This window comes from Priestia flexa (assembly GCF_021441905.1).
GTDB classification, from domain to species: Bacteria; Bacillota; Bacilli; order Bacillales; family Bacillaceae_H; genus Priestia; species Priestia flexa.
On sequence record NZ_CP090431.1, the window covers coordinates 858,981 to 884,060 of the forward strand.

Annotated in this window: 29 protein-coding genes, 1 pseudogene and 1 riboswitch; of the genes and pseudogenes, 29 read left to right on the forward strand and 1 reads right to left on the reverse strand. The window is 37.3% G+C overall.

The annotated features are described in order from the left end of the window. The first annotated feature begins 187 nt into the window (after positions 1–187). The 21 genes and pseudogenes from LZP85_RS04320 (at position 188) to LZP85_RS04420 (ending at position 17,905) form a co-directional block, all read left to right on the forward strand. Positions 188–1,354, forward strand: coding sequence for a substrate-binding domain-containing protein (locus LZP85_RS04320; protein ID WP_138117246.1), 1,167 nt, complete (start codon positions 188–190; stop codon positions 1,352–1,354). Between the two features lie 55 nt (positions 1,355–1,409). Beyond that, entirely contained in the window at positions 1,410–2,909 is a 1,500-nt protein-coding gene (locus LZP85_RS04325) for a sugar ABC transporter ATP-binding protein (protein ID WP_100347343.1), read from the forward strand. Beyond that, positions 2,890–3,870, forward strand: a complete 981-nt coding sequence (locus LZP85_RS04330) for an ABC transporter permease (RefSeq protein WP_100347344.1) — start codon at positions 2,890–2,892, stop codon at positions 3,868–3,870. The genes LZP85_RS04325 and LZP85_RS04330 overlap by 20 nt, the downstream gene beginning before the upstream one ends. Positions 3,871–3,920: 50 nt before the next feature. Next, complete coding sequence (locus tag LZP85_RS04335) at positions 3,921–5,099, forward strand: Gfo/Idh/MocA family protein (RefSeq protein ID WP_163070668.1); 1,179 nt, start codon at positions 3,921–3,923, stop codon at positions 5,097–5,099. Beyond that, the gene (locus tag LZP85_RS04340) at positions 5,096–6,064 is read left to right on the forward strand and encodes a sugar phosphate isomerase/epimerase family protein (RefSeq protein ID WP_163070669.1); all 969 of its coding nucleotides are present in this window, start codon (positions 5,096–5,098) and stop codon (positions 6,062–6,064) included. Before LZP85_RS04335 ends, LZP85_RS04340 begins: the two co-directional genes overlap by 4 nt. Positions 6,065–6,101: 37 nt before the next feature. Then, a complete protein-coding gene (locus LZP85_RS04345; RefSeq protein WP_100347347.1) occupies positions 6,102–7,130 on the forward strand; it encodes a zinc-dependent alcohol dehydrogenase family protein in 1,029 nt (342 codons plus the stop codon). Positions 7,131–7,226: 96 nt separating this feature from the next. Next, a complete protein-coding gene (locus LZP85_RS04350; RefSeq protein ID WP_100347348.1) occupies positions 7,227–8,096 on the forward strand; it encodes a sugar phosphate isomerase/epimerase family protein in 870 nt (289 codons plus the stop codon). Positions 8,097–8,170: 74 nt separating this feature from the next. Then, a complete protein-coding gene (locus LZP85_RS04355) occupies positions 8,171–9,358 on the forward strand; it encodes a substrate-binding domain-containing protein (protein ID WP_100347349.1) in 1,188 nt (395 codons plus the stop codon). 102 nt (positions 9,359–9,460) lie between these two features. Continuing rightward, on the forward strand, positions 9,461–10,285 hold the full coding sequence (locus LZP85_RS04360) for a sugar phosphate isomerase/epimerase family protein (protein WP_206782786.1): 825 nt from the start codon (positions 9,461–9,463) through the stop codon (positions 10,283–10,285). Beyond that, positions 10,285–11,376, forward strand: a complete 1,092-nt coding sequence (locus LZP85_RS04365; RefSeq protein WP_206782785.1) for a zinc-dependent alcohol dehydrogenase — start codon at positions 10,285–10,287, stop codon at positions 11,374–11,376. The genes LZP85_RS04360 and LZP85_RS04365 overlap by 1 nt, the downstream gene beginning before the upstream one ends. A gap of 138 nt (positions 11,377–11,514) precedes the next feature. Further along, positions 11,515–12,276, forward strand: coding sequence for a sugar phosphate isomerase/epimerase family protein (locus tag LZP85_RS04370; RefSeq protein ID WP_206782784.1), 762 nt, complete (start codon positions 11,515–11,517; stop codon positions 12,274–12,276). Between the two features lie 73 nt (positions 12,277–12,349). Next, positions 12,350–12,640 (forward strand): putative quinol monooxygenase, encoded by a 291-nt coding sequence (locus LZP85_RS04375; RefSeq protein WP_163070673.1) that lies wholly within the window; start codon positions 12,350–12,352, stop codon positions 12,638–12,640. Positions 12,641–12,686: 46 nt separating this feature from the next. Further along, positions 12,687–13,511 carry a sugar phosphate isomerase/epimerase family protein gene (locus LZP85_RS04380; protein WP_226639048.1) on the forward strand — a complete coding sequence of 275 codons (825 nt, stop codon included), beginning with the start codon at positions 12,687–12,689 and terminating at the stop codon, positions 13,509–13,511. Positions 13,512–13,538: 27 nt separating this feature from the next. Then, positions 13,539–14,717, forward strand: a complete 1,179-nt coding sequence (locus LZP85_RS04385; protein ID WP_206782783.1) for a substrate-binding domain-containing protein — start codon at positions 13,539–13,541, stop codon at positions 14,715–14,717. A gap of 30 nt (positions 14,718–14,747) precedes the next feature. Beyond that, positions 14,748–15,932, forward strand: a complete 1,185-nt coding sequence (locus tag LZP85_RS04390; protein ID WP_206833425.1) for a levoglucosan dehydrogenase — start codon at positions 14,748–14,750, stop codon at positions 15,930–15,932. A gap of 128 nt (positions 15,933–16,060) precedes the next feature. Next, a complete protein-coding gene (locus tag LZP85_RS04395) occupies positions 16,061–16,270 on the forward strand; it encodes a hypothetical protein (protein WP_025910116.1) in 210 nt (69 codons plus the stop codon). A 125-nt stretch (positions 16,271–16,395) separates the two neighbouring features. After that, a complete protein-coding gene (locus LZP85_RS04400) occupies positions 16,396–16,836 on the forward strand; it encodes an Hsp20/alpha crystallin family protein (RefSeq protein ID WP_025910117.1) in 441 nt (146 codons plus the stop codon). 23 nt (positions 16,837–16,859) lie between these two features. Then, on the forward strand, positions 16,860–17,036 hold the full coding sequence (locus tag LZP85_RS04405; protein WP_404826302.1) for a hypothetical protein: 177 nt from the start codon (positions 16,860–16,862) through the stop codon (positions 17,034–17,036). A 127-nt stretch (positions 17,037–17,163) separates the two neighbouring features. Then, positions 17,164–17,352, forward strand: a pseudogene (locus LZP85_RS20905) (IS5/IS1182 family transposase); the annotation flags it as partial. After that, positions 17,310–17,588 carry an RNase A-like domain-containing protein gene (locus LZP85_RS04415; RefSeq protein WP_138117593.1) on the forward strand — a complete coding sequence of 93 codons (279 nt, stop codon included), beginning with the start codon at positions 17,310–17,312 and terminating at the stop codon, positions 17,586–17,588. The pseudogene LZP85_RS20905 and the gene LZP85_RS04415, both read left to right, overlap by 43 nt. Positions 17,589–17,605: 17 nt before the next feature. Next, entirely contained in the window at positions 17,606–17,905 is a 300-nt protein-coding gene (locus LZP85_RS04420) for a contact-dependent growth inhibition system immunity protein (protein WP_078990060.1), read from the forward strand. A 792-nt stretch (positions 17,906–18,697) separates the two neighbouring features. Here the strand turns inward: LZP85_RS04420 and LZP85_RS04425 are convergent. After that, the gene (locus LZP85_RS04425; RefSeq protein ID WP_094911727.1) at positions 18,698–19,015 is read right to left on the reverse strand and encodes a DUF3243 domain-containing protein; all 318 of its coding nucleotides are present in this window, start codon (positions 19,013–19,015) and stop codon (positions 18,698–18,700) included. A gap of 224 nt (positions 19,016–19,239) precedes the next feature. Here LZP85_RS04425 and LZP85_RS04430 point away from each other — a divergent pair, with 224 nt between their 5' ends. From LZP85_RS04430 to LZP85_RS04465, 8 genes are all read left to right on the forward strand, one after another. Beyond that, positions 19,240–19,878: a LysE family transporter gene (locus tag LZP85_RS04430; RefSeq protein WP_206833424.1), complete on the forward strand. Its 639-nt coding sequence runs from the start codon at positions 19,240–19,242 to the stop codon at positions 19,876–19,878. A gap of 209 nt (positions 19,879–20,087) precedes the next feature. Next, a riboswitch (purine riboswitch) is annotated at positions 20,088–20,191 on the forward strand. A 189-nt stretch (positions 20,192–20,380) separates the two neighbouring features. Beyond that, entirely contained in the window at positions 20,381–20,617 is a 237-nt protein-coding gene (locus LZP85_RS04435) for a hypothetical protein (protein WP_062954655.1), read from the forward strand. Further along, entirely contained in the window at positions 20,610–20,942 is a 333-nt protein-coding gene (locus LZP85_RS04440) for a hypothetical protein (RefSeq protein WP_234562046.1), read from the forward strand. The genes LZP85_RS04435 and LZP85_RS04440 overlap by 8 nt, the downstream gene beginning before the upstream one ends. 12 nt (positions 20,943–20,954) lie before the next feature. After that, entirely contained in the window at positions 20,955–21,515 is a 561-nt protein-coding gene (locus tag LZP85_RS04445) for a DUF5381 family protein (RefSeq protein ID WP_234562048.1), read from the forward strand. Between the two features lie 41 nt (positions 21,516–21,556). Further along, a complete protein-coding gene (locus LZP85_RS04450; RefSeq protein ID WP_267965687.1) occupies positions 21,557–21,985 on the forward strand; it encodes a DUF5381 family protein in 429 nt (142 codons plus the stop codon). A 392-nt stretch (positions 21,986–22,377) separates the two neighbouring features. Beyond that, positions 22,378–23,100, forward strand: a complete 723-nt coding sequence (locus tag LZP85_RS04455) for a TerC family protein (protein WP_061785924.1) — start codon at positions 22,378–22,380, stop codon at positions 23,098–23,100. A gap of 207 nt (positions 23,101–23,307) precedes the next feature. Then, positions 23,308–23,493 carry a hypothetical protein gene (locus LZP85_RS04460; RefSeq protein ID WP_025910128.1) on the forward strand — a complete coding sequence of 62 codons (186 nt, stop codon included), beginning with the start codon at positions 23,308–23,310 and terminating at the stop codon, positions 23,491–23,493. An 82-nt stretch (positions 23,494–23,575) separates the two neighbouring features. Further along, the gene (locus tag LZP85_RS04465) at positions 23,576–24,919 is read left to right on the forward strand and encodes an NAD(P)/FAD-dependent oxidoreductase (protein WP_206833421.1); all 1,344 of its coding nucleotides are present in this window, start codon (positions 23,576–23,578) and stop codon (positions 24,917–24,919) included. Positions 24,920–25,080: the final 161 nt, after the last annotated feature.

The window sequence follows — 25,080 nt, forward strand, 5'->3', positions numbered from 1 at the left end:
TAAGAAAGAAATTAGATTTTATTTTTTTCTCTATAAGTTAAGAAGCGCTAATTTATAGCTTAAAATTGCGGTTTGTTTGTAAGCGGTTACAAATTTCTGCCAATGAACTTTAAAGGAGGTGGTTGTAAAAAACGTTAGTTGTACTTTGCGAAAGTTTAAACCAGACGAAAAATTTGGGGGTTATGGAATGAAAAGGAATTTATTGCTTTCCGTGTTATTGCTACTAGTTTTTAGCGTAATAATCGGATGTGGAAATAAGGAAGAAGCACAGACAACAGAAGGAAGCACAGAAAAAAATGAAAATTACCTCTCTGATTCAGGGCCACTAACAATAAATCCTGAGATTCCAGATATAGAAGTTCTAGATAAAGGACCAAATGGTGAACAGGCAGTTTCTGCAAAGTCTTTACAATTAACTGAGGAAGAGCTCCAAAAAATTAAGGACGGTAATTATAAAGCAGCCATTGTTATGCACTATTCAGGCACAGATTATATGAATGCAGCTGTTGGAGCAATGCAAGACACATTTGAAAAAATGGGAATTGAAGTTGTAGCTGTAACAGATGCACAATTTAAGGCTGAGAAACAAGTAAACGATATTGAAACAGTATTAGCGAAAGATCCAGATATCATGATTTCAGTTCCTGTTGATGCTGTATCAACTGCACCAGCTTACAAAAAAGCAGTAGAACAAGGCGTTAAACTAGTATTCATGGATGGAGCGGCAGAAGGTCTTGAAGCAGGTAAGGATTACATCAGTATTGTTTCAGGTGACAACTATGGAAACGGTGCTCTAGCAGCGGACATTATGGCAGAAAAGATTGGTGGAAAAGGGAAAGTTGGTATCGTTTATCACGATGTTAACTTCTTCGTAACCAAAAACCGCTCAGATGCATTTGAAGCAACAATCAAAGAGAAATATCCTGACATTGAAATCGTAGCACAAGGTGGAATAACGGACCCAAACAAAGGAGAAGAAGTTGCTTCAGCGATGCTGACAAGAAACCCGGACATTGATGGTATTTTCGCTCCTTGGGATGTACCGGCAGAAGGTGTTATGGCAGCAGCTCGTACAGCAGGAAGAGATGACTTAGTTGTGACAACAGTTGATTTAGGTACAAATGTAGCGATTTCTATCGCATCTGATGGAATCGTTCAAGGACTAGGTGCTCAATTACCTTATGATCAAGGTGTAGCACAAGGCATTCTTTCAGGATATGCGATATTAGGTAAAGAAGCTCCTCCTTATGTTGCTTCTCCTGCTATTGAAGTAACAAAAGAAAATGTTCTTGATGCTTGGAATTTAATTTATGGAGTTGAAGCTCCTTCTACTGTGAAAGATGCATGGAAATAATATAGAGGCTATCGGGTTCTTATAGCCTCTATAACTAAAGGAAGGTGAACAAACAATGGATCAACCTATTCTTGAAATGAAGAATATAAATAAAGCGTTTAATGGTATTACGGTTCTAAATAAGGTTAACTTTTCAGTGAAAAAAGGAGAAGTACATGCCTTGATGGGTGGGAATGGTGCCGGAAAATCAACATTAATGAAAATCCTTACTGGCGTTTATACAGCAGATAGTGGAGATATCTTAATTGAAGGAAAACCTGTAAGTATTAAAAGCTTTGATGACGCAAAGGCAAATAAGATCTCAATGATCTTCCAAGAGTTTAGCTTAGTACCAACCCTTACAGTTGCCCAAAATATCTTTTTAACGAGAGAGGATAAGACATCACTTGGGCTTTTAAATGATAAGGAATGTGAAAAGAAAACGGAGGTATTATTAAAGGAACTTGGTGTTGATATCAGACCATCTGATGTTGTTCAAAATCTAGGAGTTGGCTATTGGCAAATGACTGAGATTGCAAAAGCTCTATCTCAGGAAGCGAAAATATTGATTATGGATGAGCCGACCTCTTCGTTAACTCAAACGGAAACGGAAGTATTATTCAAATTCATCAATCAATTAAAAGCAAAGGGTTATGCGATTATTTATATATCTCACAGAATGGATGAGATTTTTGAAATTTGTGATCGTATTACGATCTTGCGTGATGGTCAATATATTACAACCGAGGATTGTAGTGAAACTGATCTTGATACCGTTATTCAGTATATTGTAGGACAAGAGTTTGACCAAGCCTTTGAATATCAGGAGAGGGAATACTCGAAAGAAGCACCGCCGATTTTTGAGGTGAAAAATGTAAGCGCTGGAGAGAAGGTTCAAAATATTAATCTTAAAATACAACCTGGAGAAATAGTAGGAATTGCTGGATTGATGGGTAGTGGTCGAACGGAATTAGTTCGTTGTTTATTTGGAATTGACTCAATAGATAGTGGTGAAATTTACGTTGATGGCAAAAAACGTTCAATTAATTCGGCTAAGGATGCAATAGATGCAGGGATTGCATTAATTCCCGAGGATCGACGTGTGCAGGGATTGGTTCTAGAACATAGTGTGAAAGACAATATGATTCTACCAATCTTATCTAAAGTGAACAAAGGATTGTTTATTGATAACAAAAAAGCAAATGAAATTAGTAATCAACTTGTCAAAAAGTTAAATGTTAAAACTGATGATATCTTTAAAAAATCAGGCTTATTGTCAGGTGGAAATCAGCAAAAAATTGTTCTTGCAAAATGGTTAGCAAATCACCCAACCGTTTTATTGCTTGATGAACCAACAATTGGTGTAGACATTGGAGCAAAAACAGAAATTATCGACATTATTAGAGAATTAGCTGTGAACGGCAAGGCCATACTTGTGATTTCATCAGAAATCCCTGAACTTCTTGCTATGAGTGATCGTGTTCTTGTGATGCATCAAGGCAAGATAAAAAAGGAACTACAACGAACTGAGATTAAATCAGAGGAGGATCTACAATATGCAATCCAAGGTTTCTAAAGTAGAAAAACCAGTATTACCTATGTTTAAGAAATTTGAATGGCGTAACTATATCGTCTATTTTGCCTTCATAGGAGTGTTAATCTACTTTTCTATCAATTTATATGATGAAGGGTTTTTATCTTCAAGCAATCTATTAAATATTGTGAGACAAACAGCAACCATTTCTTTAATGGCACTTGCCATGACATTTGTTATTAGTACAGGTGAAATTGATCTTTCCGTTGGATCAATTGCTGCTTTATCTTCATTAGTTGGGGCATTAGCGCTACAGGCAGGGTACGGTATCATTGGGGGATTAATCGGTGGTGTTGGTACAGGTATTGTAGTTGGCCTAATTAACGGTTTACTCGTTACAAAAGTAGCCATTCCATCCTTCCTAGTAACACTAGGGACAATGGGAGCGATAAAAGGTCTTGCGATGTGGGTAACAGATACAGCTCCAGTTCCAATTGTTAACTCGAATTTCAACTTTATCTTTGGTTCTGGTGATATTGGGCCAATTCCGGTTTTACTTTTATGGACTGTTGTCTTTACAATCATTGCTCATGTTTTACTACGTAAGACGTCTTTTGGAAGACAAGTATTAGCTACTGGTGGTAATGAAAGCGCTGCACGTTTCTCGGGTGTAAAAACAATGAAAATTAAGTTGCTCGTTTTCTTAGGAACAGGTGCAATGGCTGGTTTAGCGGGTTTACTCTATGCTGGTCGTATGAATGCAGGAAGATTTTCATTCGGTGAAGGAGATGAGCTTTCTGTTATTGCTGCTGTCATTTTAGGTGGAACAAGTCTTTTTGGTGGAGTCGGGACAATTATTGGAACACTTGTAGGATCCTTAATGATTGGGACAATTAATAATGGACTTATCATTATGGGGCTGGATGTTAGTCAGCAAATGATTATAAAAGGAATCATCATCATTTTAGCTGTAGCTTTCGGTAAAAAAGCAATTAAGAGATAAATAGAGAAAAGAGATCATCAAGAAGAAATGACAGAACAGGAGGATGAAACATGAAAAAAATTAAGGTCGGGATTATTGGTACAGGTTTTATTGGGCCAACTCATATTGAAGCAATTAGAAGACTTGGATTTGTAGAAGTAGTTGCTTTAGCAGAAACAAGCCAGGAGCAAGCGGAAACAAAAGCTGCTGAACTTGGTATTTCACTTGCTTATGAAGATTACCGCGAGATGCTTAAAAATGATGAGATCCAGGTTGTGCATAACTGTACGCCAAATCATGTTCACTTTGCGATAAATAAGGACATCATTTTAGCCGGTAAACATGTGATATCTGAAAAGCCGTTAGCAATGAACAGCGAAGAGTCAGCAGAATTGTTGACTCTAGCTAAAACAAAAGATGTTGTTCATGGTGTGAATTTCAATTATAGACAGCATGCAAGTGTCCAAAATTTACAAGCGATGATTTCAAGTGGAGATCTAGGAAAAGTCAACTTGGTGCATGGAAGCTATCTACAAGATTGGTTGTTATACGAAACCGATTTTAACTGGAGATTAGCCCCAGAGGTAGGAGGGAAATCCCGTGCTATTGCAGATATCGGCTCACATTGGTGTGACACGGTTCAATATGTAACAGGGAAAAAAATCGTAGAAGTTTTTGCTGATCTTGCCACGGTTATTCCTGTAAGAAAGAAAGCAATATCTGGCAGTAATACGTTCAGCGCAGTCAATCATGAGGAGCAGGAGTATGAGGATGTTGCCATCAATACAGAGGATTATGCATCAGTACTGGTTCGTTTTGAAGATGGCTCAAGAGGTGTTTTCACCGTTTCACAAGTAAGTGCAGGAAGAAAAAATAGACTGAGTTTTGAAATAGATGCTAGTAAGAGTTCAGTATTTTGGAATCAAGAGGAACCGGAAAAATTGTGGATTGGCCACCGCGATAAACCTAACGAAATTCTATTAGCAGATCCGAGCTTATTCTCGGTAGAAGCAAAATCGGCCATTCATCATCCGGGTGGACATAATGAAGGCTGGCCAGATGCATTAAAAAATATGATGCTAAACTTCTATACGTTTGTTAGAGAAGAAAAAAGTCTTAAAACAGATAAGCCTAACTTTGCCACGTTTGAAGATGGTCACTTATCAATGTGTATTACTGATGCGATCTTAGACAGTCACCAACAGCAGAAATGGGTGAAGGTCAAGCAAGAAAAGGAGGTCTATTCATGAAACTAGGTGTTTTTACACCACTTTATCAAAACCTCCCGTTTGAAACGATGCTAGATCAAGTGAAGGAAATGGGATTAGAAACAGTTGAACTTGGAACAGGAAATTATCCTGGTAACCATCACTGTGATCCAGATGAATTACTTCAATCTCCTGAAAAAGCAAAGGCGTTTATGAGAGCAATTGAAAGCAGAGGATTATCTATTAGTGGACTTAGTTTCCATGGGAATCCTTTGCACCCTAATAAGAAGTTAGCCAAGGATTCTCATGAGGTGTGGAGAAAAACAGTTCTCCTAGCTGAAAAATTAGAAATACCAGTTGTAAATGGATTTTCCGGATGTCCTGGAGATTATAATGAAGCAAAAAATCCAAATTGGGTAACATGCTCGTGGCCGCCCGAATTTACAGAGGTTTTAAACTGGCAGTGGAATGAAGTGGTGATTCCTTACTGGAAGGAAGAAGCGAAGTTTGCAAGATCACGTGGTATTCAAGTTGCTTTTGAAATGCATCCTGGATTTGTCGTTTATAACCCTGAAACATTGTTAAAGTTACGAGAACATGCTGGGGATAATATCGGAGCAAATTTTGATCCAAGTCATTTAGTTTGGCAAGGAATCGATCCGATTACAGCAATTAAAAAGCTTGGACGCGAAAATGCGATCTTCCATTTCCATGCAAAGGACACCTATCTGGATAAAGAAAACATAAAGGTAAATGGTGTTTTAGATACGAAGCACTACAGTGAGATCTTAGACCGATCCTGGACATTTCGATCAGTTGGATATGGACATGAAGAGAAAATATGGAAAGACATGATTAGTACATTACGGGCAGTCGGTTATGATTATGTGATCTCAATTGAACATGAAGATATGCTGGCTTCGACTGATGAAGGGCTAAAAAAAGCAATCTCTCTATTAAAAGGAGCCATGTTTAAAGAAGAGCTAACTGAAATGTGGTGGGCTTAATAAAAGAAAACAATTCAACAATGGAGGCGAAACAACAATGTCAATGAAGGCAGTTTTTTTTCCAGGAGATAAAAAAGTAGAAATTCGAGAGGTTGATATTCCAACTCCTGGCCAGGGAGAAGTGTTAATTCAGTTAAAAGCATCCGCTATATGCCGTAGTGATATGAGCTTATACCATGGGACGTCTGTATTTGAAGGGACAAAAACAGGTTGTACGGTTCCAGGTCACGAGCCAGCAGGTGTGATTACAGGTGTAGGTCCAGGAGTGACAAAATTCCAAGAAGGAGATCGAGTAGCTGTTTACTTAGCACTAGGCTGTGGTGAATGTGCACATTGTAAGAGTGGCTACAAAATGTTCTGTAAGGAATTTAAATGTATTGGCTTTGACTCACATGGTGGTGACGCAGATTATATGGTAGTTCCAGCTGAAAATTGCATGAGATTACCTGATAGTATGAGCTTTGTTACAGCTGCTGTATCGACGGATGCAGTGGGGACTCTATACCATGCTCAAAAGAGAATGAACATATCTGGAAGAGATGTGCTCGTTATTTTTGGAATGGGTCCTATGGGTGGGGCTGGCGTTATGATTGCAAAAGGCTTAGGCGCAACTGTTATTGCCGTTGATATGCTTGATGAACGCCTAGAATTAGCAAAAGATCTAGGTGCTGATTACACAATTAATGGACAAGAATTTAATGTACAAGAAGAGATTAATCGTATTACAAATGGAGCAGGTGCTGATGCTGCAATCGATTGCTCTGGAAGTCCTTATGCTGAAAATGATGCGCTAGATTGTGTGAAAGCTCATGGACGAGTGGCGTTCATTGGTGAAAGCAAAGAAACAACCATTAAACCAAGCCAGCAATTAATTCGAAAGCAAATTACTGTTATAGGTTCATGGTATTTTCCAATTCAAGAATTTGATGAAATTACAGAATTTATTGTGAGAAAAAGTCTACCTGTTGAAAAACTAGTCACACATACATTTAAGCTTGAAGAAGCAGCAGATGCATTCCGTTTGTTTGATGAAAGAAAGACAGAAAAAGCTGTGTTTGTTTGGTAAAAACAGAGATTTGTATTTTGCTACTCTTGATTCGGTAATATCCCATTTTTATGGTACATGTATCGATTCAAAATCATTCTAAAAACGGAGTTGTTCATGATGAAAATTTCATTTAATACCTGGGTTTACGGTTCATTTCCATCTTGGCTTCCAACGTATCCATTAGAAGAGGTCATTAGTCGTTTATCAGCAATGGGATATGACGGAATTGAAATTGGATGTGCAAGTCCTCATGCGTATCCAGATTACTTATCCACTGAAAGACGTAAAGAAATTCTAGCTCATCTAAAAAGAAACAATCTTAGTGTTGCAGCAATGCTACCCGCACCAGGTGGGGGACCAGGCTTAAATCCTTGCTCGCAATTAAGAGAAGAGCGAGAATTTACAATTAAACAATATAAAGATGTTATTCAACTCGCCCACGATTGGGAATGCCCTACTGTGATGTGGCTTGCTGGATGGTTTGGTTTTGGAACCTCGCAGAAGGATGCATGGAATTATAGTTTAGAAGGTTTACAGGATGTTTCAAGATATGCTAAAGAACTTGGAATTACAATGGTTGTCGAGCCTCAAGCCGCTGACAGTAATTTAATCGAATCTGCTGATGATGCTTTAATTCTTGCAGAAGAGGCTGGTGAATCCAATGTAAAAGTAATGTTCGACACGTTTCATGCCTTATATAGAAACGAGGTACCAAGTGATTATGTATATCGAATGAAGGAAAAGCTGCATCATGTTCATATTTCAGATGATGATCGTTTGCCTCCTGGTCAAGGAAGTGTGAATTTTGATTCCTTACTAAAAGCTTTAAAAGAAATTGATTATCAGGGCTATCTATCAATGGAAGTTGGATTTCATACAAGAAAAGCAGATCCAGATTGGTATGCAAAAACTTCAATTGACTATTTGAAACAAAAATTAGCAGAAATTAAATTAAATAAAGAGAATAAAACAGATCATTTATAACTTGAACACCTTTTCGGATTTTCGAAAAGGTGTTCAAGCATAAGATTTTATTTCATAAAAATAGGGGGATTTTCATGAAAAAGATTTTTTTCAAAATGATGTTGAGTCTGATTCTATTAATTAGTGGTCTAGCAATTGCTGGATGTAGTCAAAGTAGTTCTTCTCAATCAGGAAATGAAAGTGAAAAAAGCGATAAAAATGAGGTGAAACTTCCTGATTCAGGTCCACTTACGATTAACCCGGATATTTCAAGTGAACAAGAAATATTAAGTAAAGGTCCTTATGGAGAACCGGCTATTTCTGCAAAGGACTTTCAACTAACAGAAGAAGAAATTGAAAAGATTAAAGAAGGTAAATACAAAGCTGCAATTGCCATGCATTATGCTGGTAATGATTATTCAACCGCACAAATTAACGGTTTAAAAGCAGCATTTGAAAGAATGGGAATTGAAGTGGTTGCTGTTACAGATGGGCAATTTAAGTCTGAAAAACAAGTAGCTGATATCGAAACAATCATGGCAAAATCTCCAGATATTATCGTCAGTCTACCGGTTGATCCTGTTTCAACTGCTCCGGCTTTTAAAAAAGCTGCCGATGCTGGTATTAAACTGGTATTTATGGATAGCGTACCTGTGGAATTAGAACCTGGTAAGGATTATGTAAGCGTTATCGCCTCTGATAACTATGGAAATGGTACAGCCGCAGGAGATATTTTAGGTGAACAGCTTGGTGGAAAGGGGAAAGTTGGTATTATTTACCACGATGTTGACTTCTTTGTAAATAACCAACGTCGAGAAGCAGTTGAAACAACACTTAAAGAAAAGTATCCAGAAATTGAAATTGTCACAAGCAGCGGAATAACAACCCCCAACGATGCTGAAAAAGTAGCATCAGCCATGTTAACGAGATACAACGATTTAGACGGTATTTTCGCTATTTGGGATGTTCCTGCTGAAGGTGTTTTAGCAGCTGCACGAACGGCTGGGAAGGAAGATTTAATTATCACAACAGTAGATTTAGGTACAAACGTTGCCTTAGAGATTGCTTCTGGTGGAAATGTAAAAGGTCTTGGATCACAGCTGCCATTTGATCAGGGAGTGGCAGAGGCGATTTTAGCCGGGCATTCTTTACTTGGAAAAGAAGTTCCTCCATTTGTCGCTGTACCAGGTTTAGCTGTAACACAGGAAAATGTTTTAGAGGCATGGAAAATGGCATACCGTCAGGAAGCTCCGGAAGTAATTCAAGAGGCAGCAAAACAATAATTTAACAATTAAATTGTTTTATAACTTTTAAAAATAATGTAAGCGATTATAAAAAAGATGTTCACAAGAGTATATCCTAAATGGGCAAAAGGAGCGATGAGAATGATTAAATACGGTTATAACACACTTGTATATGCTGGTGAGAATATGGAAACTAGTATTGCGAGATTATCAAAATTCGGTTATGACGGTGTTGAATTTGTTGGGGAACCAGGACAAATGGATACTGGTTTAATTAAGGAACTGCTTAATAAATATAACATCTCTGCCTCTACAATATGTGCGATTTATAATGCTGAACGAGACATCGTCTCCAGTGATAAGCAAACTAGAAGGAATGCGATTGAGTATATTAAAAGCTGCGTTGATTTTGCAAGTACCATTGGGGCACAAGGAATTTCATTAACTCCAACAGCCTGTATGAAAATTTATCAGGAGACCGATAGAGAAACTGAGCTTAATTGGGCTGTTGAAGGAATTAAAGAAGCAGGCTCATATGCTGGAGAATATGGAGTCAGATTAACTGTTGAACCATGGAATCGGTATGAGAATTATCTTATTAATCGAATGGAACAATCTCTTGAACTTGTCAATTGTGTTGATTTACCTAGTGTTGGGTGTATGGGTGATACATACCACATGAATATTGAAGAGGTAGACATTGCTGATGCGATTCGATTGGCTGGGGATAAATTATATCATCTCCATATTGCTGACAGTAATCGTGCGGCACCTGGAAGAGGGCATATCGATTTTAAACCAATCGCGAAAGCATTAAAGGATATAAACTACAGTGGTTATTTAACAATGGAATTATTACCTGCTTTTGCTGACCCATTTAATGGGACAAGATGTGAAGAATTCTATGATCAATACACAGAGGAGTCTATCGTTTTCCTGAAAAAATTATTTAAGGAGGAAGTATGATGACACAGAACACAAAGGATGCTGTACTTAAAAAATCACAAGACAGTATTGGTAAAAAAGAAATGATGGCTGCTGTTACTTATGGAACTCAAGATTTAAAAATCGAGTCCGTACCTGTCCCGGAAATAAAGGATAATGAGGTTCTGATTAAAGTGAAAGCTTGCGGGATTTGCGGAACCGATCCACATATATACAACGGACATTTTCCATCCCCTAAGCCTCTCATCCAAGGCCATGAATTTGCTGGTGAAATTGTAAAAATAGGATCATCAGTGACTAGTGTATCGGAAGGTGACCGTGTAACAGCAGATATCAATATTAGTTGTGGCAATTGCTATTATTGCCAGACAGGTCAGAAACTCTTTTGCGAGAAGATCACACAGCTAGGTGTCCATATTAATGGTGCATTTGCAGAGTACGTGAAAGCGCCTGAAAATAATGTGTATAAATTACCTGAAGCTATGTCCTGGGAGGAAGGCGCATATATCGAACCACTGGCATGTGTTATCAGAGGCCAGGAGCGGGCGAATGTCGGAATGGGTGATACTGTAGCTATTATCGGTGCTGGACCGATGGGGCTGGCCCATGCAATTATGGCAAAACTGAATGGTGCAAGCAAGGTCATTCTATCTGAAATGAATAAAACACGTCTTCAAAAGGCTAAGGAGCTAGGAGTAGATTTTGTTATTGACGCATCAGAAACAGATCCTGTCCAGGAAGTATTTAATTTTACTGAAGGAAGAGGCGCTGATGTTGTATTTGAAGTTGTTGGAGCGATCCCGACTTATCAGCAAGCTTTACAGATGGTTAGAAAGGGAGGAACGCTGGTTGCTTACGGAGCAGCACCTGCTGATAAAGTGATGGAAATTAAACCATTTGACATCTTTAGCAAGGAACTAACAATCGTAGGTTCTTATGCAGGTACTTACGGAACATGGACGAAAGCAATCCAACTCATTTCATCAAAAAGATTTAATCCTAAAGATATATTCAGTAAAACGATCACATTAGATCAGTTAGAAGAGGGAATCAAAGAGGCAGATCAAAACAAAGATACGATAAAAATTTTAGTGAACGTCAATCAGAACTAAAGGGATATATTTCCTTTAATCTTATTCTGGCAGGTAAGGTGTAATGATTCTTTTGTTTAGGAGTGATTTCTTCTGTATAAGTATAGTGCTACCCAGTGGATATATGGAAATGAAGAATTAGAAATCAGTTTGAAAAGATTGAGGAAATTTGGTTACCAGGGAGTTGAATTAGCTGGTGAACCGGATTCAATTGACATCGAGAAAACAAAAAAACTTTTACTTGAGTATAACTTGGAATGCAGTTCGATTTGCGGCATTTTTACTCCGGAAAGAGATCTATCTTCATCGAACGAGGCTATTCGGAAGAATGCTGTTGAATATGTAAAAAAATCGGTCGATTTAGCGAAAGCCTTAAATGCCCAAACATTGATTGTTGTCCCAACCTGTGTTGGTAAGCTTTCTTCAGAAACGACTCTTGAGGAAGAATGGAATAATGCTATTTTAAGTGTTAAAGAGGCGGGACAATATGCAGATGAACAAGGAATCACAATTGCTATTGAAGCATTAAATCGTTATGAAACATATTTAGTGAACAACCTTTCATTAGCTTTAAGATTTGTTGAGGAAGTTAATATAGAATGCGTTGGAATCATGGCTGATTTGTTTCACATGAGCATAGAGGAACGCGACATGAAGGCATCTTTAACGAAAATTTCCGATTATCTAGCACATGTCCATATAGCTGATAACACACGTGAAGCTGCTGGTCTTGGGCAAACAGATTTTAAACCCGTTATTTCATTCCTGAAAGACAGAAATTATCAAGGATATATAACGATGGAATTTTTACCAGCTGTTTCAAATCCATACTTAGCATCTGGACTCACCGGAGAAAGCAATATTTTTGACGACTTTACTAGACAATCAATCCAGCACATGAAAAAAATTGTTGGAAATTGATAAATGAAAACTTTTAATTTTTAAGATAACAGTAAACTTAATTGATTTTAGTCTGACAAAGGGAGGTTTACCAATGATAATTATTCATGCTTATTTCAAGGTTGACCCAGACCAACGTAATGAGTTCCTTGAAATGGCTGGAAAAGTAACGAAACATTCTAAAGCTGAAGAAGGAAATATTACTTATCAGTACTATGAACATCCAGAGCAGCCAAATACGTTTGTTTTTGTAGAGAAGTGGAAGGATCAAACTGCTATTCAGGTACATGAAGAAACGTCCCATTTTAAAGGGTTTGTAAGCAAGGTTGACAAGTTTTTATGTGAACCGTTGCAGGCAGAGTTGTTCGAGGCGTCGATTCTGTAGTAATTCAAAGATGAATCAATAAAAATAATAAGAAGGTTGAGGGGAAATGATGAAATTAGGCTACCAAACGAACACTTGGGGGGGCGTTGTTGGTCACCCTGCTGGTGTTACTTCAGTAAAAGATTCCTATTATCTTGCAAATGGTTCGACAGAAGAAGCATTAGAAGATATTAAAGCAGCTGGTTATGAAGGCTTTGAACTGTTTGATGGAAATCTAATGCAATATAAAGGGAAAGAAGAAGAGTTTAAAAGATTGATTGAAAAACATTCGTTAGACTTTATCGGAGTTTATACAGGTGGAAACTTTATCTTTCCAGACATTTTAGAAGATGAATTAGAGAAAATTGAAGAAGTTGCTGCTCTAGCATCTGCTCTAGGAGCAGAGCACCTAGTTGTTGGTGGAGGAGCTGTTAGAGCTAAAGGTATTTTAGAGAGAGATTACAGAGATTTAGGTGAAGCATTAAATAAGGTCAGTCATATTGCTGAAAAATATGGTCTTATTGCAAGCTACCATCCACACTTAGGTACTTGTGTTCAGTCACCGGAACAATTAGATAAATTAATGCCACTCACTGTGATTAATTTATGCCCAGACACTGCTCATATTGAAGCAGGTGGTGGAGATCCAGTGGAGGTCATGAGAAAATACATCGATCGTATTAAATATGTTCATCTTAAAGACTATCAAAAAGGAGAATTTTTACCATTAGGGGAAGGGCATCAAGACTTTGAGGATATGATAAAAGTTTTAGAAGATGCTCATTATGATGGTTGGATCACAATCGAGCTTGATAGCTACCAAGATCCCAAGGTTGGTGCAGAAATTAGCCGTAAATATCTTTCGAAAAATGAAACTTTGACATCAATATAAAGATTGTCCAAAACAAGGGGGCTCATTATGAAAAAGTTACTTTCTATTTTATCTATGGTTTTGTTAGCAACAATGCTAGTTCTTGCAGGATGCAGCCAAGGAAGTTCTACTACCTCTGAAACAATTGATCAAGATCAAAGTTCAACAGAAGAAGTCGCAACAGAAGCATCTGGTCCTATCGCTATTAACCAGGAAATTCCTAATCAAGAAATCTTAAGTAAAGGGCCTGATGGAGAGTCGGCTGTGTCGGCAAAAACACTAGAGCTAACAGAAGAGGAAGTTCAAAAGATTAAAGAAGGTAACTATAAGGCAGCCATTGTCATGCACTATGCTGGAAATGACTGGGCTACAGCACAAATTGAAGGGTTGAAAGCAACATTTGCCCGAATGGGTATTGAGGTAGTAGCAGTAACAGACGCGCAATTTAAAGCAGAAAAACAAGTATCAGATATTGAAACTGTATTAGCTAAAGACCCAGATATCATTGTTGGGATCCCTGTTGACCCTGTGTCTACAGCATCGGCCTTTAAGAAAGCCGCTGATGCGGGTGTAAAAGTTGTATTTATGGATAATAAGCCAAATAATTTAGAAGCTGGTAAGGATTATGTAAGCGTTGTATCCGCTGATAACTATGGTAATGGGGTACAAGCAGCTGAAATAATGGCAGAAGAGTTAGCTGGCAAGGGGAACATTGGGGTTATTTATCATGATGCAGATTACTTTGTAACAAAGCAACGTGTTGAAGCATTTGAAAAAACAATAACAGAAAAATATCCAGACATTAAAATCGTAGAACGTGGGGGAATTGTGGCACCTAATGATGGAGAAAAAGTCGCATCAGGTATGTTAACAAAAAAACCAAATCTTGATGGTATGTTTGTCGTTTGGGATGTTCCTGCTGAAGGGGCATTAGCTGCAGCACGTACGGCTGGAAGAAATGACCTAGTAATCACAACAATTGACTTAGGAACAACAGTCGCCATTGATATTGCATCAGACGGAATGATTAAAGGCTTAGGCGCACAGCTTCCATATGATCAAGGAATCTCAGAAGCGATCTTAGCTGGATATGGTTTGCTTGGAAAAGAAGCACCTGCATATGTAGCAGTTCCCGCATTAAAAGTAACACCGGATAATGTATTAGATTCTTGGAAACTTGTTTATTCAAAAGAAGCTCCAGATACGATTCAGGAAGCAGCAAAATAATAGAAGACAAAATAATTGGAGGGAATAAATATGAAAAAATTAAACGTAGGAATGATTGGCGGAGGATTTATGGGAAAGGCACATGCTCTTGCTTACGCAGGAATGCCAATGTTTTTTTGGCCGGCACCTGCTGTCCCACATCGTCACACGCTTGTTGACGTGACAGATGAAATTGCAAAAGAAGCAGCAGCAAAATTAGGTTTTGATAACTACTCATCTAACTGGAGAGAGGTAGTAGAAAATCCTGAGATCGACATTATTGATATAGTGACACCAAATAATTCACATGCTGAAATTGCCATTGCTGCAGCAAAAGCTGGTAAACATGTAATCTGTGAAAAACCTTTAGCTAGAGATGCTGCCGAAACAAAAACAATGTTGGATGCAGTGGAAGCAGCAGGTGTAAAGCATATGGTCGCTTTCAACTACAGAAGAACACCAGCTGTTGCACTTGCGAAAAAATATATTGAAGAAGGTAGAATCGGAAACATTTTAAACTTCCGTGGGACATATCTTCAAGATTGGTCTGCAGATCCTAACTCACCTTTATCATGGCGCTTCCAAAAGGAAATTGCCGGATCAGGTGCACTAGGTGACATTGGTACACATGTTATTGATTTTGCCCGCTACTTAGTTGGGGAAATCACAGATGTCAATGCCGTATCAAAAACGTGGATCCCAGAAAGACCAGTTCAATCAGGCGGCGCAGACAAATTAGGAACTGTAAAAAGTGCAGGAGATGTTCCTAAAGGTAAAGTAGACGTAGATGATGAAATCACAACATTAGTCAAATTTGAAAATGGTGCAGTTGGAAGCATTGAAGCAACTCGTAATGCATGGGGACGCAATAACTTCCTAACTTTTGAAATTAACGGGGATAAGGGCTCAATCTATTTTAACTATGAGCGTCGTGATGAGCTTCAAGTATGCTTCTCAGACGATCCAGGAGATGCAAAAGGGTTCAGAACCGTTTACACTGGACCAGCTCATCCATACGGTGAGGGCTTATGGCCAATTCCTGCGTTAGGAATTGGTTACGGTGAAACAAAGATTATTGAAGCGTATGACTTTATTAAATCAATTGTGAATGATACAACAGTTTCTCCTAACTTTGACGATGGATATCGAATTGCAGTTATTAGTGATGCGATTCTTGAATCAGCTGAAAAACGTCAGTGGGTGAATCTTGAAAAATCGCCTGTAAAAACAAATTAAGTTTTTACATCGAAGACCGCCAGGGGTTAATGGGACTGACCCCTGTTTTTGAGACAGGAATCAAAACACCTTTTAAACACGCAGCACCTCCTGGTACAATACATGTATCAATCAAAGGAGGTGTTAGTATGCAACATAAAAAGTATTCACTGTATAAAAATGGAGTATACTTACATGATTTTGATACTATGACTGAATGCTCCAAATGGTTAGAGAATATTATAGGAGGCTCTTTGTATCAGGGCTTGAGCAGGATTAGAGATGGAAAATGGATACCTGATGAAAGGTCACAGCTTTTTGGATATGAGGTTAAAACTAATGACACTGAGGAGAGCTAATTAGGCTCTCCTTTTTCTGTAATAGGATGCTTTTCTAAAACTGACTCAGCTTATCCCTTAAATGAATAATTACATAGTAAATGTAAAAAATATATTTGTTAAAAATAACTAAGGAGATGATACAAATGGCATTAATACCTTATGATCCATTTAGACAATTAACTAACATTAGGAGAGATTTTGACAGATTATTCAATGATTTCCCTTTTCATTTAGACAATGAAATGAATCAATTGGGGAATATAAGAGTGGATGTTCATGAAACAGATAAAGAGGTAGTAGCAACTTGTGACATTCCAGGCTTACAGAGTAAAGAAGATGTAAACATTGATATTGAAAATAATGTATTGAGAATTAGTGGCTCAATTAACAGAACTAATGAGATTAAAGAAGAGAATATGCATAGGAGAGAAAGATACACAGGTAGCTTTCACAGAGCCATTACACTACCAACTCCTGTTTCTGAGGAAGATATAAAGGCTTCTTATAAGAATGGTGTACTAGAAGTTATCATGCCTAAACAAACTCAAACAAATAAAAAGAGAATTGATGTGGATTTCCATTAAAAATGAGCAGTTTGCTACCTGTTATGAAAGAGTTTGGCAGGGATTACTTGCAGGAAGTTGCTGAGGAACAACCTGACCTAGTTGATTTGCTAATTTTAAGCTGCCATTTACCTCAGGGAAAGAAAAAAATTATTTTAAATGAGCTGATTAATAATATTAAAAATTCCTACCAGAGGCTGGGACAAAACGCTCCTAAATAAACTAAAAAAGCCGGTGCAGTTTTACGACGAGTAAAATTGCACTGGCTTTATATTTTTACAATAAAATAAGGACCACTTCTGATAAAATTAAGTTACCACACCAAATCATATCGAAAGAAGGATCCTTATGTTTAAAAATTATAACATGAATCAATTAATTCTACCTTTAGATCTTGAAATAAAACTGCAAAATAATGATAGTGCATTCTCTATTCACCATTTAGTTGAAAGTATCCCACAAGAAGCGCTCGAACCATTCCTTCGAAATACCGGCTGTCCTGCCTATCATCCTCTTTTACAGATAGGGCTACTGCTGAGAAAGTTGCTAGTAAAGTTCTTAATAACTCTAAGAATATCGAAAAAATTCAAAAGTGGCTATCTGACTCAAATAGTAGACCTAAATTACAATTGAAATACCAGGGTAACGGAGAAATAATTGGCAAGAGTGTTTCAAGAAATTCGGAAGTAGTGGAGAATGTAACAAACGCAAAGATTATTCTAAAAAAGAGTAACGATGGTAATTTTATTTTAACAGGATATCCTGTTAAATAGAAAGAAGGGAAAGGTTTATGGATAAAAACTATAATTACTTAGAGGAATTTGAAGATTTTTTAGGAGGTACATTTCATCAAGATATTAGTTCTCCTGAGCAAGCCTTAGATGAATTTATAAATGAAGTCAGTAGAGAATGTTTGGTGTCTACAATAAATGATTGTGAAGAATTCTTAAATAATCATTTAACAAAAGAAGAGAAAGAAGAATTTATTCAAAGTAATACAGAAGTTTATTTTCCAGCTATTGAAGTAACTCCTTTACAGTGGCTGTATACATTAGTAGAACAGATGCGAGAAGGATTAAAAACAAAGTAAAGGTACTGGTTCAAAAACTTTATTGATTCAATGCCTTTCAAGGTTTTTACGTTAATCTATATTAAAGTTTCGAACAGTAAGGAAACATGTGCTTAGAAATAGAGAACGTAGGATGATAGTTCTCTTTTAATAATAAAAGGTATAGGTATCCAACAGCCAGAAACCAATCAGTATAATCGAAATGTAGCTCATATTGTGCTAGCTGTTTTCAAAATCAGAAACAGGTAGAGTTACTATGAGATGCGACTCTTTAACACGAGCATTAAAAGTATATAGTTATAAAAATGTCTTAATTATTGAATGCAAAAACAGACTAAAGATGATTGGTAGATTAGATACAGTTTATGAAATAAATAATGGTCTAGAAGATCAAGAATAAGACTTCCAATAATATGATGATATTGCGTTTATAGTACAACAAATCTTGTTGTCTCCAACTATGGAAGATGATTTATATAAATGGTTAAAAGAGAGGAATTCATTAATAGAAGTTTCTGCGTATGAAGGCACTCCACTTGCTATTTACTTACCAGACCTTTGAAAGATATGGGGAGAGAAGAAGAGGCAGTAAGAGAATTAATGAATACACATTGTATTAAAAAGATTAAGCACTTAATTGTCCCCTGTAGACGATAAGTGCTTTTTCACGTTCTCATATTCATATAAACTCATTCTTGTTTAATGTTTATATCTAATCAACAAAAGCTAAAGCCAAACAAAAAAGAAGAATGAACTATCCATTCTTCTTTCAAATGAAAAGGTATCTATTTAAAACGGTATACCCAGCGCGCGTTACTCTTTAACCAATTTAACAAGCATATGAGCAAGGTGGCGTTGTTCCTCATCATTACCAACTTTCCATAGCTCTTGTAGTAAGTATTCTTCTGCGTTTTGTGGTTCCTCGTGTTTTGCTAGGTAATCCCCGATTTTTTTAGCTGCTAAAGCCAGCTGATCATCACTTAACCCTAGTTTCTCACCTTTTGAAACTTTATCTCCTAAGTACGTTTGGAATTCGGTAAAGCTAGCAAGAATTCCGTCTTTCTTTTCTTGGCTCATTTCGTTTAGCTTATTCTCTACCTTGTTTTCAACTGTTTTCGTATTATTGTTCATTTTCAACTCTCCTCCTAATAAAGTAATGTCATTCTTATAAGTTAAGTCCCCTAATTATTGGTATGTAAACCTATTATTTCATTTAAATGTGCTAGATAAGTATTTAGTCATAATCGTTCAATCTTTTACCGAGCCGTTATGCAGCAATTCGTAGCTAAGTAGACTATCTCAAGAGATACGGTCATATCTTATACAAAGACAAGCTATGAAGTTGGGGGGATAACGTGACCATTCTAATTATTCATCTAGTGGTGTTGGGGATCGGCCTTGCAGCACCAGTCGGACCGATTAAAGTTGAGATGATTAAGCGAGGAATTGCAGGGGGGTTCTGGCCTTCTTGGCTCATTGGTTTAGGAGGAGTGGCGGGAGATTTTTTGTTTCTAGTCGTCATTTATTTAGGAGCTGAACATTTATTTCAACATCACTTGGTGGTTGTGTTTACATATTTGTTAGGCGGTTTTTTTCTCATTAAACTCGGAATAAGCAGCCTATCGAAACAGCATTCGTTCAAGCAGGAAGATATGACAACCACTTTGGCTCCGTGGTATAAAACATTTTTCGTTGGTTTTTTAATTGCGTTATTAAATCCTTTAAATATTGTATTTTGGTTTGGGGTTTATGGCTCTACCTTACAGGAAATGACGCAGACGATGTCTCATTCTCTTTCTTTTCTCTACAGTTTATTTATTCTAGGGGGAATTATCCTTTGGAATCTGAACGTGGCTTTCACGGTACACTTCGGTCGAAATCTTTTGACAGATAAATTTTTGAAAAATATCTCGGTGGTTGCTGGGGGTGTGTTGATTTTATATGGTGTGCGTTTTATCGTTCGGTTTGGTAAAGAGATTTTAGCGTTTATATAAAGAAGAATAAGCACTTGAAGTCTGAGAAGGCAGTAAGTGCTTTTTTATATGGATAATAAAAAAAGTAATATTTAACTATAAATGGATTTAAAGAACATATATGAGATTTATTTAAATTATTGTAAAAAATGTTTAAAGATGCAATATGGTAGAGTGGTTTCATACAGGTTATCATTTCCAATTTATGAATATCACCTTAGATTACTATCTGTAATGTTAAATTTAAAAATCGTATATCCTCAGAAATATGGTCTGAGAGTCTCTACCCAATTCCCGTATAAAGAATTGGACTACGAGTTAAATTTTACTTTATTGGTGTTAAGAATTAATTTAAAAAGAATAATAGTGTGGGTGTACTTTAATAATTAGTACTTATTAGATGGGAGCATTTGATACAAAGCCCCATTCTCTTAAGCTATTACTTTGTAAGACACTTACACTTTATTTAAGCATAGTTACTTGCGTTTAACATAAGTAATACGTGCGTTCTACAGGAAATAAAATGTCTGATGCTGATAATTTAATAGGAAAGTTATATAAGTTGCATCAGCAGTATGGGAACTTGACTGCGCTTGGAACGCTTGCAGGTGGTCAAGCTTTGTACTATGGTGTTGGTTTAACAAAGTTCCCTAAGGATGCTCATGGTAAATATAGTTTTAAACATATGAAAGCTTTAAATGCTTTTTCAGATGTGGTTGATAATTCGAAATTTAGCAAAGCAGCTCGAGGGCTTGCTTGAAGAGTTTAGTGATGTAGAGCACCTCTCTGCAGCAATCAGTCGTTGGACATCTCAATTAACAGTAGCAGATATTCAAGCAACTAGTAGTTTTTTAATGGATTTAAATACTAGGAAATCGAGAATAAATACAATGATGGTACTTGCTTACAACCAACATAACAACCCGGAGCCTGAGGATATTTGCTTTTTCATTCCAGGTAAGCAGAATGACTGGGTTCTCGCTAGAAATGAGGACAATCGATTCAATTTAGAGCTTACAAGCAAAGCTTTCTTGAAAACGTTTATTCCTTCCTCTATATTTAAAATAAATGAAACTATTGGATAAGGAGAACGAATAATGTTATTAAATACGAAGCATTCCGGTGATGAAATTCATATTAAAGGAAGTAAGATACATTATGTAGCTTTAATTTTGTTTGTAGTTGGAGGATTGCTAAGCTCTATTTACTTAATTCTTGAAGGTTTAACTTTTAGTTCAACATTCTCTTTATTATGGTTGGTAGGAGGGATGATATTTCTTCCAATTTTCTCATATTTATTTATTTGGTTTAGTCCAGGGTTAATTCCTGCGAAAACAATCGTTTCACTTGTACCAGGGCCAAGTGGTTATATCCAAACAAAAAAAGGAAATGTATCGTTTAAAAATATTCAAGGTGCAGAATTACGTCGAAACGGATTTACATTAGTAAATAGTCTAGTGATTACTACACACGACCATAAACAATATAGGGTCCCAGCATATGGCTTGATTGGGGAAAATGACGTTAATGTACTAGTTGATCAATATATTTATCCGCATATGATAGAGAGTGCAAAAGAAGCTTGGAACACAAAAATAGATCTCGATAAATTATATGAAGATACAAAGTATAAACGAAAAGACAACATATATATGTAAACAATTTAAAACCCTTATTAGACGTCATTTTTTATTGTTTAATAGGGGTTTTTAATAATAGCTATGAGGTAAGAGGAGATTTTGTATTTATTCCTACTTTTACTTATTTATTCGCTTGGTTTCTACCAGGATTAATTCCAGGGAAAACTCTTATTTCATTAGTAAAGGGGCCGAATGGATACGTTAAATCAAAAAAAGAAAATATACCATTTAGAAATATTAAGGAAGCAGATTTACGTCGAAATGGATTTACGCTAGTAAAGAGGCTCGTAATCAATATGCATGATGGAAAGCAATACTGTATTTGTACATATGATTTAATTGATGAATTAGATATTAATGTGATGATAAATCAATATGTTTATCCATATATGACGCCTGATGCTCGAAAGGTATGGAATGAGCAAGTGAATTTCGAGAAACTACATGAACTTATCAAATATAAGCGAGAAGATAACATGAATATGTAACATAAATCATTTCACGTAAAAGGCCTTATGCAGTAATATCTCACTACTGAATGGAGTTTTTTATACATTTTTCAGCTTAGGGAAGTTATTGACTATACTCTTTGGCAGAAGATGATTGTTAAGTAGGGAAAAAGTTTTGTTGTATAAACTTTTACTTTGATATACTATTTGGAATGTAGTAGAATAATTCTATTAACAAAGTCAAGCGTGCTTCAAAGCACATTGAGTGATCGACGTTTGGTTTTTGAGGTTTCGAACGCTTAGGCTCGGAGCCTTTTTGTTGTTTGAACGAACGATTGCAGCGCTTGCTTCGTTTAAGAATAGCTTCTTGGTTCTAAACAGTATATCTTACAGGCAGTGTTCCTGTAAGTAAAAAGGAGAAGACGATAAGCATGGAAAATGAGCTTTTCACTTTAGGCGTCGCGATTTCATCAACAGCTATTATTGCTTTATTAAAAATCATTCTTATTGACATTATCTTATCTGGAGATAATGCAGTCGTAATTGCGATGGCTACACGGAATTTACCAAAAGAGCTGCAAAACAAAGCGATTTTTTGGGGAACGTTTGGAGCGGTCGTTCTACGCATCGGGTTCGCGGCAGTTATCGTATACCTACTGAAAATTCCATTTGTGACAATCATCGGCGGCGTGTTGCTTCTGTGGATTGCGTACAAAGTACTGGTGGAAGAAGAAGATAGTTCAAATATTAAGTCTTATAACGGCTTAGGAAAAGCGATTCAAACAATTATTATCGCAGACGCAGTGATGAGTCTTGATAACGTAGTAGCGGTTGCTGGGGCTGCAAATGGTCATATTGGAATGGTTGCCCTTGGAGTATTAATTAGTATTCCAATTATGATTTTTGGTTCAAAAGCTATCGTGAAAGCAATGGACAAGTATCCGTGGATTGCCTACGTTGGAGCTGGAATTTTAGCTTGGACGGCAGCTGAAATGATTTTAAAAGACAAAAGCGTTGGCGAGCTGCTTCACATTCATCACGGGATTGCGACCTATCTGATTCAAGCAGTCGTAGTTGTTCTCATTTTGTTTGCTGGCTACAGCAAGAACAAAAGAATTAAAGAGAAAAACGATAGAGTTAAACAATCAGCATAATACGTAAAAGGGAGCGAGTGGTATTCGCTCTCTTTTTTTAGTATCTGTATCTTTGATAGAATGTAGTACATGGATCAGGAAAGAAGCATCATATGTGAAGACGTAGGAGAAAGGAGAAAGCAGAAAGTAGAAAATAATGGTCATAAACTCTTTCATATTGCGAAGTGCTGCGATTCTTTGTAAAGTTGTACTATAGGAGTGATGAACATGAGTGAACGATGGCTTTCAAAGCAGTTTATTCCCATCTATTTTACTGCGACAGTGCTTGTGTTTGTATTGTTCAAAGTATTAGGTTCTACGTGGCTGCAATCCTTCGTGATTAGCTTGCCATTTTTAATTGCAGGGATGGCTGCGGTTGGTGAAAACCGCGATCGTCGTAAAAAAAGCAAATAGATTGCTAGAGTGAGAAGCTACGCTGTGTGGTATCTAAACAACGTAGCTTCTACATTTATAGAAAAGCGTGAGGTGAAGAGATGTGTATGATGTTGTCATTATTGGAGCAGGCGTAAGCGGGGTGTTTTTAGCGTACACGCTGGCAAGCCAAAGCCAAAACGTACTGCTTATTGATAAAGGAAAGCAGCTTCATAAAAGGTCATGTCCTCTTGATGAAGGGAAGCTTTGCAGTTGTGACGTGTGTGGAAAATATTACGGTTTTGCAGGACTCGGAAAGTCAGAAGGAAAGTTTAACTACACCAATGATTTTGGCGGAGATTTAGAGCAAAAAGTAGGTCCAGAAGAAGCGCTTCGTCTCATGAAAGAAGTGGACGATGTGCTTTGTTCGTTTGGAGGGAATGAAGTCAAGCTGTATTCCACAGTCAATCCAGCACTTGTAAAGAATGCAAAAGTACATGGTCTCCAGCTTCTTTCAACGGAAGTCCGACACTTAGGAACAAAGCGATCGACTGCTATTTTCCAGCGCATATACGACGTGTTGAAGACACGTATCGAGATGTGGTTTGAAGCAGACGTCCAGCAAATTGAGAGACAAGAAAATGAGTTTAGAATTGTTTCAAATAAAGGAGAAGCAAGAGCACATCGCGTCGTCATCGCAACAGGAAGATCAGGAAACGACTGGGCTGAAGAACAGCTGTCAGCTCTCGGTGTGAAAAAAGGACCGACCCGCTTAGATCTAGGAATACGCGTTGAAATGCACGGTCGTCAGCTTGATCGCCTGCTGGGACATACGTTTGAAACAAAGCTTGCTTCCGAACATGAAGGCGTAATTTCGTATACATACTGTATGAATCCAAAAGGCCGCATTATTAGAAAGTACCAGGAAGGATTAGTCATGCCAGATGGTCAGAACTATAGAGAAGAAGGAAGCGGTACGGCAAACCTAAACTTTACGCTTTTTACACCGGCGTATTTTAATACGCTGCAAGAAGCGAACAGGCATGCGCAAAAGGTGATTGGTCAACTAAACGCCGGAGGAGATCGGATTGTCGTGCAGCGCTTGTCCGACTTGCGACGTCAAAAAGCAACGTCCAAGGAAGACATGAACGGTAATCGAATCCAACCGACGCTTAGTGCTATGCCAGGGAACTTATTGAACTATGTTCCAACTAATTATATTTCTGCGTTAGAAGTCTTTTTGGAAAAGCTGGAAGGATTGCTTGGAGAAAACATTCACGAAGATACGCTTCTCTATGGAATGGACGGTAAGTTTTATTCGCCGGTTGTGGAAACGAATGAATACTTCGAAACTAATGTGAAAGAGCTATACGTCATCGGAGATAGCTCTGGCGTTACGCATTCGCTTTCACAAGCAGCGGCGAGTGGGATGTATGTAGGTGAAGTGTTCAATGAAAAAGTCTTGTGATGGTTTGTTAAGAATCTATTATTCTAGTACGGTAAATCTGATATTTGACTATAATAAACAAACGCTCAAAATGCTTTGAGCGTTTGTAGGAAAGAAGTATACGGTTAATGTAAAATGAAAATAGAGATAAGACCCGCAATGAAAATGATGATAAATAAAAA

Bases quoted from the DNA above. Each gene is read 5' to 3' on its own strand.
- LZP85_RS04385 (WP_206782783.1), top strand. From the start codon at position 13,539: ATGAAAAAGTTACTTTCTATTTTATCTATGGTTTTGTTAGCAACAATG.
- LZP85_RS04455 (WP_061785924.1), top strand. From the start codon at position 22,378: ATGGAAAATGAGCTTTTCACTTTAGGCGTCGCGATTTCATCAACAGCT.
- LZP85_RS04420 (WP_078990060.1), top strand. From the start codon at position 17,606: ATGGATAAAAACTATAATTACTTAGAGGAATTTGAAGATTTTTTAGGA.
- LZP85_RS04380 (WP_226639048.1), top strand. From the start codon at position 12,687: ATGATGAAATTAGGCTACCAAACGAACACTTGGGGGGGCGTTGTTGGT.
- LZP85_RS04460 (WP_025910128.1), top strand. From the start codon at position 23,308: ATGAGTGAACGATGGCTTTCAAAGCAGTTTATTCCCATCTATTTTACT.
- LZP85_RS04365 (WP_206782785.1), top strand. From the start codon at position 10,285: ATGACACAGAACACAAAGGATGCTGTACTTAAAAAATCACAAGACAGT.
- LZP85_RS04400 (WP_025910117.1), top strand. From the start codon at position 16,396: ATGGCATTAATACCTTATGATCCATTTAGACAATTAACTAACATTAGG.
- LZP85_RS04405 (WP_404826302.1), top strand. From the start codon at position 16,860: ATGAAAGAGTTTGGCAGGGATTACTTGCAGGAAGTTGCTGAGGAACAA.
- LZP85_RS04335 (WP_163070668.1), top strand. From the start codon at position 3,921: ATGAAAAAAATTAAGGTCGGGATTATTGGTACAGGTTTTATTGGGCCA.
- LZP85_RS04330 (WP_100347344.1), top strand. From the start codon at position 2,890: ATGCAATCCAAGGTTTCTAAAGTAGAAAAACCAGTATTACCTATGTTT.
- LZP85_RS04360 (WP_206782786.1), top strand. From the start codon at position 9,461: ATGATTAAATACGGTTATAACACACTTGTATATGCTGGTGAGAATATG.
- LZP85_RS04445 (WP_234562048.1), top strand. From the start codon at position 20,955: ATGTTATTAAATACGAAGCATTCCGGTGATGAAATTCATATTAAAGGA.
- LZP85_RS04345 (WP_100347347.1), top strand. From the start codon at position 6,102: ATGTCAATGAAGGCAGTTTTTTTTCCAGGAGATAAAAAAGTAGAAATT.
- LZP85_RS04325 (WP_100347343.1), top strand. From the start codon at position 1,410: ATGGATCAACCTATTCTTGAAATGAAGAATATAAATAAAGCGTTTAAT.
- LZP85_RS04435 (WP_062954655.1), top strand. From the start codon at position 20,381: ATGTCTGATGCTGATAATTTAATAGGAAAGTTATATAAGTTGCATCAG.
- LZP85_RS04375 (WP_163070673.1), top strand. From the start codon at position 12,350: ATGATAATTATTCATGCTTATTTCAAGGTTGACCCAGACCAACGTAAT.
- LZP85_RS04390 (WP_206833425.1), top strand. From the start codon at position 14,748: ATGAAAAAATTAAACGTAGGAATGATTGGCGGAGGATTTATGGGAAAG.
- LZP85_RS04320 (WP_138117246.1), top strand. From the start codon at position 188: ATGAAAAGGAATTTATTGCTTTCCGTGTTATTGCTACTAGTTTTTAGC.
- LZP85_RS04395 (WP_025910116.1), top strand. From the start codon at position 16,061: ATGCAACATAAAAAGTATTCACTGTATAAAAATGGAGTATACTTACAT.
- LZP85_RS04355 (WP_100347349.1), top strand. From the start codon at position 8,171: ATGAAAAAGATTTTTTTCAAAATGATGTTGAGTCTGATTCTATTAATT.
- LZP85_RS04340 (WP_163070669.1), top strand. From the start codon at position 5,096: ATGAAACTAGGTGTTTTTACACCACTTTATCAAAACCTCCCGTTTGAA.
- LZP85_RS04350 (WP_100347348.1), top strand. From the start codon at position 7,227: ATGATGAAAATTTCATTTAATACCTGGGTTTACGGTTCATTTCCATCT.
- LZP85_RS04425 (WP_094911727.1), bottom strand. From the start codon at position 19,015: ATGAACAATAATACGAAAACAGTTGAAAACAAGGTAGAGAATAAGCTA.